The organism is Rummeliibacillus sp. SL167 (assembly GCF_007896505.1).
Taxonomy (GTDB): domain Bacteria; phylum Bacillota; class Bacilli; order Bacillales_A; family Planococcaceae; genus Rummeliibacillus; species Rummeliibacillus suwonensis.
Genome location: NZ_VCBM01000001.1, coordinates 768,448 through 781,588, shown reverse-complemented (window position 1 = coordinate 781,588; position 13,141 = coordinate 768,448). Strand labels below are relative to the sequence as shown.

10 protein-coding genes and 1 pseudogene are annotated in these 13,141 nt (G+C 35.5%); 2 read left to right on the top strand and 9 right to left on the bottom strand.

The genetic code is table 11. From position 1 onward, the window contains the following. Positions 1 to 39: 39 nt before the first annotated feature. The 8 genes and pseudogenes from FEZ13_RS03495 to FEZ13_RS03460 all read right to left on the bottom strand — a co-directional run bounded on the left by FEZ13_RS03495 (position 40) and on the right by FEZ13_RS03460 (position 9,571). A complete protein-coding gene (locus FEZ13_RS03495) occupies positions 40 to 510 on the bottom strand; it encodes a GNAT family N-acetyltransferase (protein WP_146551485.1) in 471 nt (156 codons plus the stop codon). A gap of 199 nt (positions 511 to 709) precedes the next feature. Next, positions 710 to 1,015 (bottom strand): annotated as a pseudogene (locus FEZ13_RS03490) (LLM class flavin-dependent oxidoreductase); the annotation flags it as partial. A 131-nt stretch (positions 1,016 to 1,146) separates the two neighbouring features. Next, on the bottom strand, positions 1,147 to 2,076 hold the full coding sequence (locus FEZ13_RS03485; RefSeq protein ID WP_146551484.1) for a ring-cleaving dioxygenase: 930 nt from the start codon (positions 2,074 to 2,076) through the stop codon (positions 1,147 to 1,149). A gap of 51 nt (positions 2,077 to 2,127) precedes the next feature. Next, positions 2,128 to 2,571: a MarR family winged helix-turn-helix transcriptional regulator gene (locus FEZ13_RS03480; protein WP_146551483.1), complete on the bottom strand. Its 444-nt coding sequence runs from the start codon at positions 2,569 to 2,571 to the stop codon at positions 2,128 to 2,130. A 391-nt stretch (positions 2,572 to 2,962) separates the two neighbouring features. Continuing rightward, positions 2,963 to 3,232, bottom strand: coding sequence for a 30S ribosomal protein S14 (gene rpsN, locus FEZ13_RS03475; protein WP_146551482.1), 270 nt, complete (start codon positions 3,230 to 3,232; stop codon positions 2,963 to 2,965). A 431-nt stretch (positions 3,233 to 3,663) separates the two neighbouring features. Then, complete coding sequence (locus tag FEZ13_RS03470) at positions 3,664 to 6,129, bottom strand: type I restriction endonuclease (RefSeq protein WP_146551481.1); 2,466 nt, start codon at positions 6,127 to 6,129, stop codon at positions 3,664 to 3,666. 77 nt (positions 6,130 to 6,206) lie between these two features. Continuing rightward, positions 6,207 to 7,562 (bottom strand): restriction endonuclease subunit S, encoded by a 1,356-nt coding sequence (locus FEZ13_RS03465; RefSeq protein WP_146551480.1) that lies wholly within the window; start codon positions 7,560 to 7,562, stop codon positions 6,207 to 6,209. Next, complete coding sequence (locus FEZ13_RS03460; protein WP_146551479.1) at positions 7,559 to 9,571, bottom strand: type I restriction-modification system subunit M; 2,013 nt, start codon at positions 9,569 to 9,571, stop codon at positions 7,559 to 7,561. Before FEZ13_RS03460 ends, FEZ13_RS03465 begins: the two co-directional genes overlap by 4 nt. Before the next feature lie 149 nt (positions 9,572 to 9,720). Here FEZ13_RS03460 and FEZ13_RS03455 point away from each other — a divergent pair, with 149 nt between their 5' ends. Continuing rightward, complete coding sequence (locus tag FEZ13_RS03455) at positions 9,721 to 10,086, top strand: helix-turn-helix domain-containing protein (RefSeq protein WP_146548530.1); 366 nt, start codon at positions 9,721 to 9,723, stop codon at positions 10,084 to 10,086. Positions 10,087 to 10,750: 664 nt separating this feature from the next. Here the strand turns inward: FEZ13_RS03455 and FEZ13_RS19325 are convergent. After that, complete coding sequence (locus tag FEZ13_RS19325) at positions 10,751 to 11,167, bottom strand: hypothetical protein (protein WP_186725750.1); 417 nt, start codon at positions 11,165 to 11,167, stop codon at positions 10,751 to 10,753. Positions 11,168 to 11,603: 436 nt separating this feature from the next. Here FEZ13_RS19325 and FEZ13_RS03445 point away from each other — a divergent pair, with 436 nt between their 5' ends. Then, positions 11,604 to 12,866 (top strand): glycosyl hydrolase family 18 protein, encoded by a 1,263-nt coding sequence (locus FEZ13_RS03445; RefSeq protein ID WP_146551477.1) that lies wholly within the window; start codon positions 11,604 to 11,606, stop codon positions 12,864 to 12,866. Positions 12,867 to 13,141: the final 275 nt, after the last annotated feature.

Sequence of the window (13,141 nt, the reverse complement as noted above, 5' to 3'; positions counted from 1 at the left end):
TAATTATTTACAGATATATGCCTTAGATTCCTCAAAGTTTTAATCAACTCGTTTTTTCATAGAAACGACTTGAAGTTTGATTCCATTTTCCTTACGAACAACCTCTTGCTCAAAAATTTCATAGTCGAGTGAATGATATAGGTGTTTATTTCTGGGTACATTTACTCGAACTTTACATTGAATTTCAGGGATCCCTTTTGATCGTGCATAGTCTTCTAAGCCTTTTAACAATAATTTTGCAACTCCTTTGCCTTGAAATTCAGGTACTACTGACAACCGAGAAAAATAGAGATGATTTTCTTTTAATTGAAAACGCACCATTGCAATAGCCTCGACCTCTACAAAGCCTATCAATGCCTTCTCCCCCTTTAATAAAGAAGTTGAAATCATTTCGACGGTTTCATCTAATGCACTCGAGGGAGCTGGAAGGCTGTTGTATTCAGAAAAAGCTTTGATCATAATGTCATGGATAAGTGCTGCATTACTAGATTCTTCGATAACTATACTCATATATATCCTCCTTTCATATAAAATACATTATTTGGTTTCTTTATTCAATCCAAAGATAGTTGTAGGAACTTATTGCTTGTTACAGTGAAATAAACATCAACAATTTTAAACAGAACTTTATGAAAAAACCTGTCAACCATTCCAACTCGTTGACAGGTTTCTTTCTTGTTTTTTTATCTATTGATCGAGGCTTTAATGTTCACGCTTTTGTATATTTCTTAACCGCTGGCATAATTTCAGTGGCAATCAATTCGATATTTTTCATTATTTTTTCAAACGGAACTCCACCGAAATCGATTTGTGCCATAAATCGTTGGTGACCATATAATTCATACTGATAGAGCATTTTTTCAATAATTTGCTGTGGACTACCTACCATCAACGCTTGATAACGATCTGGTCCATCTTCTACTTGCCCTTTCGGATAACCTGTGCCACGAATATAATGCATCCCAGCATTCAAATGTGGATACATTTCTTCTACTGCATCCTGTGAATTTTCAGCTTGGATACGTTGCTCCGCACTGATATGCTCTCCATTGAATGGATTCATGACGTGATCGCCTAAAGAATATAGTCCAAATTCCATCCCTTTTGATGAATCGATTCGATAACTTTTCATATGATCGTCTCCTCTTAGTCAAGCGGTTCAAGATTGGCTTCAATCGTTTCACGTTGCCCTTCTAAAAATGGTGGTAAATCTAATTTTTGCCCTAGCTCTTCCACGGTAGAATCTACTGTAAAGCCAGGTCCATCCGTTGCCAATTCAAATAAAATCCCATTTTTATCACGCGCATATATGCTTTGAAAATAAAAACGATCCACTATACCAGAAGTTGTTAAACCATAATTGATTAGTTTTTCATTCCATACCATAAGTTCATCTTGATCATTTACACGTAATGCTAAATGATGAATGCTTCCTCTTCCTGGTTTTTCTTTAGGTGCTTCTAACTCTTTTACAACAATTTCGCCCGTACGCAATCCTTCCATATGTTGTAATCGTACAAAGTCACTTCCTTGTTCTACAACTGCAAAACCAAACAGATCTTTCAATAAATTGACTGTATGATTCAAATAACGCACCGTTATTTCAACTGTTCCCATTGCAAAAATCTGATACTCTTTAGGAACTTCAGATGTAGAAACAGGCTGCCAAGCAGGAACTTCCGCAACTTCACTATTTAAAAGTACCATTCGTAATCCCTCATGGTCCTCAAAAAATAGAGCATGTTGTCCCATATAATTTGTTATTTCACTATGTTTCACATTTAAATTTTTAAACCGCTTTTGCCAATAAAGTAGACTGTCATAATCACGAACGAGTAAACCAATTTGTGTAATCGCATTCGTTCCCCTTTTTGTTTTTCCAGCAATCGGAATTTCAAAAAATGTCAGATCAAGTCCTGGGCTACCAACTTCATCCCCATAAAATAAATGATACATAGATGGGTCATCTTGATTGACCGATTTTTTCACACGTTTTAATCCTAAAATATTTTGATAAAAATGATTGTTTTGCTTTCCGTTTTTCGTCAGCATTGAAATATGATGATGTCCCTTCATTTTGTTTCTCTCCTTTTATCATTTGATTAGTTAAGTGATAACTCAAAAAAATTACTGCTGTTCTAAATTTTTTTCATGTGCATACTTCTGTAATTTTGTTGTCAATTCGTACAATTTCTTAAGCTCTTCCTCTGTTAAAGCTTTATTGAAGAAGGAGGACTGAAATACCACTTGTTCAGGTGTTGCAACTTCTAAAATTTCTTCCCCTTTATTCGTTAATGAGATCTTTTTAATCTTCCACTCTTGTTTCCGCTCGATAAGACCATCTTTCTCAAGACGAGCCAACATTCTTGATATTCCTCCTTGCGTAACTGTTACTTTCTCCGCAAGTTCAGACTGTGTAATAGGTTGATAAGTTTGAATTTGGATTAAGACATCAAATTGTGCAGTTGTTAAACCAAAGCGTTTTAAAAAATCATTGGATAGATGATTGCTTTCTGTCACAAAACGAGTGATTCGCGTCCATATAAGCGATTCAAGTGTGTTTTTCTTCATTTTTGTCCCTCCTTTCCTTTTCTTATTATCACTTTACTAGTCAACTGATAAAATGTCAATTCTATATATTTTAGTGAAAATTTATCCATTCAAATATGGGCAATCTGTTGATTTCCGCTATAGCCTACTCGCTTTCCTAGCATTTTCCTCTTTTATCTTTGCTTTTTATTTGCGCCTTGATAAAAGGCAGAATCTTTATTATAAAGTTTTAATTTTTAACAATGACAAATAGAATGATGGGGAATTTCTTTATTTCTAGCACCAAACTCTTTGCTAGAAATAGAAAGAAATCCCCATCCAGCCATTTTCTTATTATATGAAACTGGACCTTCTTACTTTTTGGCGTTCCAAGTCATTGTCACCCTATTACTGATTGTTGAGATTGAATTTTTTACCAGCTTGTTTTTTTTACGCCTGGGATCTTCCCTTCTAAAGCAAGTTCGCGGAATTGAATGCGGGACATCCCAAATTTACGCATATAGCCTCTAGGTCTTCCTGTTAATGCACATCGATTGTGTAGGCGTACGGGCGATGCATTTTTCGGAAGCTTACTTAGCGCCTCATAATTTTTTTCTTTTTTTAATTGTTCGCGTTGCTCACGATACTTTTCTACTTCAAGCAACATTTTTTGATGTTTTACTACTTTTGATTTTTTTGCCATGAATTTTCCTCCTTTTTAAATCGTAATAATTACGGTTTACATTTTATAATTAAAGCATACTTATCCTATAAATGCAAATCAATTTCTTTCATACCTATTCTTATATCTAAACTAAAAATCTTAGTAATACAATGATTACTAAGATTTTTAGTGACTATAATGAATACGGCTTTCAACAGCTTGCTGTTTTCAATTATATTATTATGCTCTCATTTTCATATAAAGTAAAACTTCACTTAATGGAGATTTTCTGCTTATTCGTACGGGATAAAGTGGCATTTCACAGAGTGGGGGATTTCTCATTTCCCACTGACTGTTAGTTGAACAAAATCGGGCTTTTTACAGGCAGTTGTCCCCTCTCTTTTCCTTCTACTTGCTATTTGCTTCTTGAAATGAAAGGGAACTTACTGCCCGTTTAAGCGGGTCAAACGTCACGACTGCTGATATGGCGGCAACTTATGAACTAAGTGGCTCAAGTAATTGTATTGCTTATATAGCTCGATATCTGTACAAGCAGAAGCGGCAATTTGAAATACAACATCACAAGTATGTATAAACTTCGTTACAGATGCCTGAAATGCTTCCTTTTCTTCAGCAGATAAATTACGCTTAAAACGCGTTGCACCTTTATCGATCCATGCATTCAATTCCGCTTGTAGCTTAGTCGATTGATTGAAACCTCTTTTTAGTTCTGATTCGTGAACTGCTTTTACTTCTTCTTTTGTATACACTTGGTAAGACTCTAATTCTGCTAATAGATCATATAAAATATTCAAGTCTATTACTTCTTCAAATATCGGTGTTTCGTAATACGGCTGAAAAGAATCTTTTATATCTTGTGGATCATTGACGAAATCAAGCACAAATGTATCATTCTTACCTGGGTATGTACGATTTAAGCATGACAATGTTCGGACAGCTTTCATACCACTCAATGGCTTATCAACATACATTGTATGCAGTAAAGGTTCGTTAAAATCTGTTGGATGATTTTCATATACAATTAATATTTGGTAATCATCTAACCTAAATTTGGCTGGCAGTTCTTTTTCACGAAAGCCATTCATAGCTGATTCTGTATAAGAGATTCCTCCATCTTTTACTGTGCCAGGGAAAGCAACAACTGTTTTTAAATCTTCACAGCCAATTTTTTTGAGATACTCGTCAAATGCAAGTTTAAAGCGGACTGCATGCAAGCGACTTGCTGTTGTGACGATTGCTTTGGCACGACCGCCGATCTTATGACGTATAAAATTACGATAATGCTCGATAATAATCTCCGTTTTTTGTGCGATATCGTGCGGATCAAGTGTTGCAATTTTGTAAAAGGTTTTATAGGTCGTATAATTATTTAACACATCCAAGATAAAACCTTCCTCAATGGCTTGCTGCATGGAATATTCATGGAACGCATGAAGTTTGCCATCCTTACCAATTGTACCAAATCGCTCAAATATCTCTGGCCTTGGTGTTGCAGAAAATAGAAAGACTGAAGTATGATCATGTTTTCCATTTTTTATAATGGTTTCGATCATCTTTTCAATAGTACCCTCTATATTCTCCTCCTCATCAGCATTTTCTGATGACTTATCTGATAAAGCATTCTTCCATACAGCGAGAGCCTTCTCACCTTGAGAAAGACAATCTTCATCGATGATCAGTGCATATTTTTGGTATTTTAATTCAGAAACCTTTTCTTTTATAAAAGGGAGATTTTTCAAAGAAGCTATGATAATACGTGTTTCATCATTCAGCGCTTGATCTAGCTGTTGAAAATCCTTGTTGAAACATTTAACCGTATCAGCTGTAGGCTCGAGCTGGTTCACCATATCCTGCAATTGCTTATCTAGCTGTTGACAGTCTGTCATAACGATAACGCTGTTAAAGATTAGCTCATTATGATGATCACGTAGTTTTGATAAATGATATGCTAGCCATGACATAGAAATTGTCTTCCCACCTCCAGCACTATGCTGAATTAAATAATGATGCCCTGCACCTTTTTGCTGCACATCTGCTTCTATTTTACGCACCGCTTCCAATTGATGAAAACGAGGGAAAATAAGCGTTGGGCGTTCATCGATTGTGTCGCCTTTCGAATTCAAACACTCATCTTTTTTCACAAAAACAAAGTCCAATAAAATATCTAGCAAACTAATTGGCTGTAGAATCTCATCCCATAAATAATGCGTACGATAATTATCGGAAACAATCGAACCCCCTTTACGGTAGTTATCACCCTTGTTGAAAGGTAAGAATTGTGTTTCGGATTTATCCAATTTGGTAGTCATAAATACTTCATCGAAGTCAACTGCAAAGTAAACAACTACTCGCTCATTGAATCGGAATAACTGTTCTTTTGGATCAAAGGCATTTTCAAACTGCATGATCGTACGCTCAATGGTTTGACCAGTAAATGGATTTTTCAGCTCCATTACAACTAATGGCAGCCCATTGATGAAAACAACCATATCTAAGCTGTGATCAGTTTCATCACTATAATACACTTGTCGGCTTTCTGTGAAGATATTCTGATGATATAAAGCATCCATCATTGAGTTCGTCGTAATTAGCGGTTTGCGATAAATCAGCTGTAGCTTGACGCCATGATCTTCCACACCATGCTGTAAACAATAGACCAGACCATTTCTTTTTATACTTGTACAAATCTGTTCAAGCACCTTTATCTTGTAGTCTTCACCATATAGTTTCTCTAGTATTTCTAGTTTTTTCTTTTGAGTGGCTTCCAGAAATTCAAATAACTTTTCCACATCAATTGCATACTTTTTAAATAACCTGCTTGCTTCGCCTTCCAGTATACGTTTCTTGTAACCAATACGGATCAATGACGCCTCTATATTTGCTTCAAACCCTTTTTCAGATAAATTAATAGCCATTTTTTCACCCCGTTACGCTTCAATTTCTATATTCTGCATATCAATTTCTTTATCAAATTCAAATTTAGTTTTACCAGTTAATCTTCAATTTCTATATTCTGCACATCAATTTTTCCTGTAACTGCTTCATAGATTAGTGATTGGCGATATTCTTTTAGTTTTGGGACTTGTAATTTTACTTGGTTGATTATTTGATCAATTTTAAAAGTTTCTCGATTCAGATACTCCACAATTTGGTTTTGCTCTTGAATAGTATTGGGCATGGCAATACTAATATGTTTTAATGTTTCAGAGTAAATCACTTCAATAGTCGTTGCATTACTCAATAAATAAATTTGTTCTTTGATCAAATCTGTATCGTTAAAGATATACTCTAAATATGGGAGATTGACCATCGATTGGTTGACTTGCATTCTAATAAGACAAGGATGTAAGATACCTTTTTCAACATCTTTTGGAACGATTGCTACTTTACCGATCGTCCCTCTTGTAGTGATTAACAAATCTAAAGGCTTGACTTCAAACGCTTTTAATTCGTTAAATTTTTCATTTGAAATATAATACTCGCCTTTTTCAAAGTTTTGATCCAACACGGTCCTTTGGTTATAAACTTTTACATCTGAAGCTTCCATATCTCTATTCGTTAACTCACTTCCAAAGGGACCTGTTTTAATCGAACCTTTAGTAGATTGCAAAATATATTTGATCTTTTTTATTTCCCAATGTTCCGGTATTTTCCCAACCCATTCAACATTTGAATCTTTCATCTTGACATTTGGCTGTAGCCCTTTTGTTACAGCTTCAGTAATCATTACTCGACGTTTTTCTTCTAGAAGTTTTATTAATTTTTCTTTATACATCAATAAACGATCTATCTTATCTGTTTTTTCCTTTAAAAAATCGACGATGCTTTTCTGAACATCATACGGTGGAAAAGGAATTTGCAAGCTATTCAGATTTCCAACCGTCAATTGATTAATCGTTGAGGTTAAGCAAGACCCAATTTGAAATTTGAACAAAGGTGATTGAAAAACACAGGCTAAAAATTCTGAGTGACTTGAGCGAAATACCGTTGTAAAAGCACCAAAAGTTAAACCAGCACTTTTTTGATCAATCAAGGCACTTTTCCCTATAAGTTTTTTACTCCCATTACGAGAGCAGATTAATATATCCTTTTTACGGGTAAGCAGCTTTTCTGGTATGTCCATGTCTACATACACATTATCTGTATAAGTAATGACACCATCTTTGATATTGGAGGATCTTAGAACTAAACAACCTTCTGATTCATCGACAACATCTTCAGGCGAATATGTTAGACCTGTAATCACTTCGCCAAGGTATTTTAGTTTTTTTATTTCCCAATCTATAGGGATTTTTCCAATCCATTCAATCTCACTATATTTATAATTAGGATACACATTGATTGTCATGACCCCATCACCTTCTTCAACTGCTCATTGATACTTACTTCTAACTCTTTAATCTCAGCCAGAATTTCTTCTGAGCTGCGAAGCTTGGTATATTTATAGAACTGACGAGTAAATGACAGTTCATAGCCTATCTTCGTTTTTGATTCATCAATCCATGCGTCAGGTACATGTGGTACTACTTCCCTTTTAAAGTATTCATGGATATTTTCTTTTAAAGGTACATACTCCGTATCCCGTAAATCTGAATCTGCTTCGACTTCATCTTTTTTTCCCCTACAAATATCCGCTGTCTCATCTTTTTCTGATAATCCAGTTAAAATGGCTTTTAATATGGGGGTGCTTATTGAGATATCTGCTTTTTTAAATGCCGATTTTAGTATTTTTATAAACTCCTCACGGTTTTTATAAATTGTTTTACTTTTCATATTAAGGAGGACTTCGATGATCCTAGTTTGAGCGATTTTACCTGCCTCTATTTCTGCTAAATCATTTTCGCCTTTTTTCTTTGATGTTGCGAGACTTTGAAATGCCTTATCCTTTACTACTTTTTCAATTCGTTCATCATTTATTTGAAAGTTTAGACGTAATGGGCGTTCTATCGTGATTTTGTAGTAACCAAAATCCTCATTATCAAAGATTTTTACATACTCGCCTTCTCTAAATTCACTATACATATGAACGATTTTTTCGATTTGTTGTTGTGTAATTTCATTTTGTTTTTTGCCAATACTTTTTTTCATCTTTTTTGAGAGATGAACTGCATTGACCAACTGTATTTTTCCTTTACGATTAGCTGATTTGTTGTTCGTTAAAATCCAAATGTATGTTGAAATACCCGTGTTGTAAAATAAATCATTTGGTAGTGCAACAATACCTTCTACTAAGTCATTTTCCAGTACATAGCGACGGATCTCGCTTTCCCCTGATCCTGCATCTCCTGTAAATAATGGAGAACCACTCATAATAATCGCTAAACGTGAACCTTGTGGATTTTCGGTCGTGACTGGTTTCATCTTTGAAATTAAATGAAGTAAAAATAATAATTGTCCATCACTTGAACGAGGTGTACCAGGACCAAAACGACCATTATATCCTTGTTCTTTATGTTCCTTTAAAATAGGCTTTTGATATGATTTCCAGTCTACTCCATACGGTGGATTTGAAATCAGATAGTTGAACTTATTGTTTTTAAACTGGTCGTTTGATAATGTATTTCCTAGACGTATATGATGTGCATCTGCTCCCTTGATAAGGATGTCTGCTTTACAGATGGCATAGGATTCTCCATTAATCTCTTGTGCAAAAAATTCAAGATTTACATGAGGATTTAACTCTTGTAAATATTCTTGTGCAACTGAACCCATACCCCCTGTTCCAGCTGCGCAGTCGTACAGAGTTTGTGTTAAGCCATGTTTTGTTAAAATATCAGCATTATGCATAAATAATAATGCCACCATTAAACGGATAACTTCACGAGGTGTATAGTGATCCCCAGCCTCTGCATGTTCAGAAAAACGGCGGATCAAATCTTCAAATATATAACCCATCTCTACATTCGACACTTTATCTGGATGTAAATCTAATTCGCCAAAACGTTTAATCGTTATGTATAGCAAATCATTGTTTTCCATCTTGTCAATTTGCTTATCAAATTCAAAATAACCCATGATGTCACGTGCAGTTGCTGAAAAGCCATTAATATAGTCCCGTAAGTTATCTGCCATATGATCAGCGTCATTTAATAAATTTTTAAAGTTATACCTACTTGTATTATAGAAATTTTGTTTTGCAACATTCTTTAGGATGGATTCACGTGCATCTTCGCTGATATTTTTTAAGGCCTCGTATTTAGATAATACTTCATCTTTTGTATCCTCTAATACACAGTCGAAACGACGCAAAACCGCTAAAGGCAAAATCACCTTTCCATAATCTTTTGGTTTGTAAATACCGCGCAAGATTTCTGCAATCGACCAAATGAAACTTTCTTTATCATGGAAATTTATCACTACTATGTACACTCCGTCTCTTGGTAAAAAAATAAAATGTTTTTACCAAAATTGTACCACTAAAGTATACATATTTATAATAAGTATATTTTAAGTATACATATTTTTATTGGGGTATTCTCTAGCCTTTTATTTAAGAGGTGAGATTGATGTCAGAATTATTAACCCTGATCGGGGAAAAATTAAGATTGTATAGAGAAGCAAAAGGGTTATCTCAAGAACAATTATCTGGAATGACTGGTATAAGTCGACCACGAATTTCAAATATTGAATGTGGAAAAGTCAACATGAAATTAGAAACACTTGAAAATATCATGGATGCATTAGAGATCCATCCTAATGATTTATTTAATATTAGTAAGCTTGCTGGTAAAACTGAAATTAAAGAAAAACAAACCCTCTTGTATTTACATAATTCCGTTTTACGGGAAAGAGAATTAGATGAGATTAAATATATAGTAGATATAACTACAAAATTCTTAGATACTATAGATGAAAAAAAGAAAAAAAAATAAAAGCAGCTATAATTACCCTGAAGTTATCATAGTGTTTTACCTTGATAATGGTACCTGTCCTCTATACAAGTTAAATCACATATATCATAAATTTACTATTTAAAATAGTATTTAATGTTTTTTTACTATTTTTATTTGATAAAATTTAATTTGCATAAGCAACAGTCACCTATGCTAGAAGTTGGTCATATGAAGTTGCGGAGGATAGATGAACCTTAAAACGTTCCGAGGATTATCGTGGATTCATACAAATTTTGTAGAAAAATCCTTATTTCATATCAGTAATTAAAATAAAACTTCACCCAATGGGAGATTTTCTTCATTCCCCATTGGGTGCTGTTAGTTGAAACGATTAAAAAGAAATTTTTTAGCAATGATCTATTACCAATTAGTGTAGGATAAAGTGAAACTCCATCAGTGGGGGTTTTCTTCATCCCCTGAACTAGAGGAACGAAAGTGAAAAGCACCACGTCCTGTGGACAACACCTGAGGGACCAACATCTTGCCCGCCTGAACCAATCGGGCACATGCGGCAGTTGATTCCCCATCTATCTTTTCGTTTCTCTCTAAATCTTGAGATGGGGGTCTTACTGCCCGTTATAGCGGGATAAAATAGAGAATGATGATGTTTATCATAAATACATAGCCTAGAATGAATGTATTTCTATCTAAAACATTGATATGCCCAAATATTACTTCTACTTACAGTTCTAAAACTCCAACGGTTTCTTCTGTTGCTCCATCGATAGCCAATTAGTTGATCTCTTGTTACTACAATAGGATAAAACCAGAAATTTCCACCTTCAATTGTCCATATATACGTATTGGAGAATAGACAGGAACTTATACCGATAGAGCCTTGTTGCCAAGAAGGTCTTGATGGCGCAAATCTTGGTGGTGCAATCGTAGGCATTTGTCCTGTTGGTGGTGGTCCCCCTGGTGGTAATCCCCCTCCTGGTGCTCCTCCCGGTGGTCCAAATGGTGGCAGTCCCCCTGGTGCTCCTCCTGGTGGTCCTCCTCCTGGTGGCAATATTGGCCTCCAGAAGTTTTGCCCTCCTAGTCCAGATTGTGGTGAAGTCAATTAAATTCCTCCTTTCATCATAAGGTAATATATGTAGAAATAGGTGATTGTTCCTCGGCCATAGCCCGTGTTGATCAAATAACATAAGCTTCCCCCACAAATTGAATCAACAACGGTTTCAGATAACCACTAAAGTAAATTTTTTTGATAAATAAAGTGAAAGGTTTTATTCTCCCTACCTTTTCTTGCAGATAAGGTGAAACCTCTATCAACGAGGGTTTTTCCTCCCACTAATGTTAGTTGAATCAATCAGGCTTTACAGGCAGTTCATCCGTCTTTACTTGAATCCTAACTTTGCTTTTTTAGTTAAACCCTTATATAGGGGTTTCTTACTGCCTGTTTATGCAGGATAATTCGTAAATGGTAAAAAGTTATCTCCTTTTTTTAATGGTATCATATCCTAATATTGACGACTAAATTTGAAGGTGGCGGTTTTTTGTTTATTTATGTCGTACAAACCGGTGATTCCATCTTTTCCATTGCGAACAAATATCGTGTGACTATGGATAGTATTAGAATTACCAATGGTCTATCATCCGATCAAATCGTTCCTGGTCAAGATTTACTTATTCCAACAGATCAATATATTGTTCAGCCCAGCGATTCACTATACGTTATTTCTCAAATGGCGATGGTACCTATTGAACGGATCAAAGCTTATAATGGTCTCCAGTCAAATACCCTGACCATTGGCATGCAACTATATCTCCCTCCAAGAAGCAGATACAACGCGTATAGCTTTGGCTATATATATCCTACTACCCCTGAAAACGATCAATTGATGACAAGTACGTATGCACCACTGAATACTTACTTCGGTATTTTTGAACATCATGTAAATGTTAATGGAGATTTAAGCCCATTGGACGATCAAAGAATCGTGAATCTATCTAGACAAAACTTTGTGGCACCAATAGCTGTTATCACTAATCTCACAAGTACTGGTTTTAGCCCCTATATCGTGCAACAAGTCTTATCATCTCCAACGATAAGACAAAGATTAATCGATAATATTGACGAATTATTAAGGAGCAGAAACTATGCTGGAGTGAATATTGATTTTGAACTGGTTCCCGCTGAAGAAAGAGATCATTTTACAACTTTTTTAAGAGAATTACGAAATCGCATAAAACCAGCAGGATACTCCATTTCAGTAGCTTTGCCATTCAAAACGAGTGATGATAGCCCTTCTTGGAATAGAGGGTATGATTATAGAGGCATCGGTTCCGCCGTCGATTTCGTTTTCCTGATGGCATACGATTGGCACGAAGCAAGTAGCCAGCCTGGTCCTGTAGCACCGATCAACGAGGTAAGAAAAACTGTTAACTATGCGATTCAGACGATGGGAGCAAGCAAAGTAATTCTTGGTGTACCACGCTACGGCTATGATTGGACAATGTCTAATGGAACAGCTGTAAGCGCCAAAGCTATTTCCGTTGCAGATGCATACAAAACTGCCATGAGCCATAATGTGCCAATCTCTTATTCTGCTGAATACCAACAACCATTCTTTACTTACTGGGATGATACGGGGAGAAGACACGTTGTTTGGTTTGAAGATGCCAGAGGACTTGCTCAAAAGCTCCAACTTATTACGGATCGTCGATTAAGAGGCATCGGATCTTGGCATCTTGGATTACCATTTACACAATTTGCCGTCTTGTTAAGAGAGTTCTTCAATATTAGGAGAATTTTATAAGGTAGCTTCATTTTTAAGGAATACCAAGAGTGTTGATTATCCAATTTCCCTCACAAAATATAGTTGTATTCGTTGATTTCCGCTACGACCTGCTCGCTTACCTGCGGGCGAACGCGGGACTCAAGTAAGCGCCTTCGCTCCAATTTACATAAATGGAGCTAAAAATACCTGTTTTTTTAGAATTACGCCAAACTATCACTTATTCTTTTCTAATCAATACACTAGAAGGAATATCCTTTAAGCTTAGCTTTGGGATATTCCTTTCTTTATGGATA

Bases quoted from the DNA above. Each gene is read 5' to 3' on its own strand.
- FEZ13_RS03455 (WP_146548530.1), top strand. From the start codon at position 9,721: ATGTCAGAATTATTAACCCTGATCGGGGAAAAATTAAGATTGTATAGA.
- FEZ13_RS03480 (WP_146551483.1), bottom strand. From the start codon at position 2,571: ATGAAGAAAAACACACTTGAATCGCTTATATGGACGCGAATCACTCGT.
- FEZ13_RS03470 (WP_146551481.1), bottom strand. From the start codon at position 6,129: ATGGCTATTAATTTATCTGAAAAAGGGTTTGAAGCAAATATAGAGGCG.
- FEZ13_RS03485 (WP_146551484.1), bottom strand. From the start codon at position 2,076: ATGAAGGGACATCATCATATTTCAATGCTGACGAAAAACGGAAAGCAA.
- FEZ13_RS03465 (WP_146551480.1), bottom strand. From the start codon at position 7,562: ATGACAATCAATGTGTATCCTAATTATAAATATAGTGAGATTGAATGG.
- rpsN (WP_146551482.1), bottom strand. From the start codon at position 3,232: ATGGCAAAAAAATCAAAAGTAGTAAAACATCAAAAAATGTTGCTTGAA.
- FEZ13_RS03495 (WP_146551485.1), bottom strand. From the start codon at position 510: ATGAGTATAGTTATCGAAGAATCTAGTAATGCAGCACTTATCCATGAC.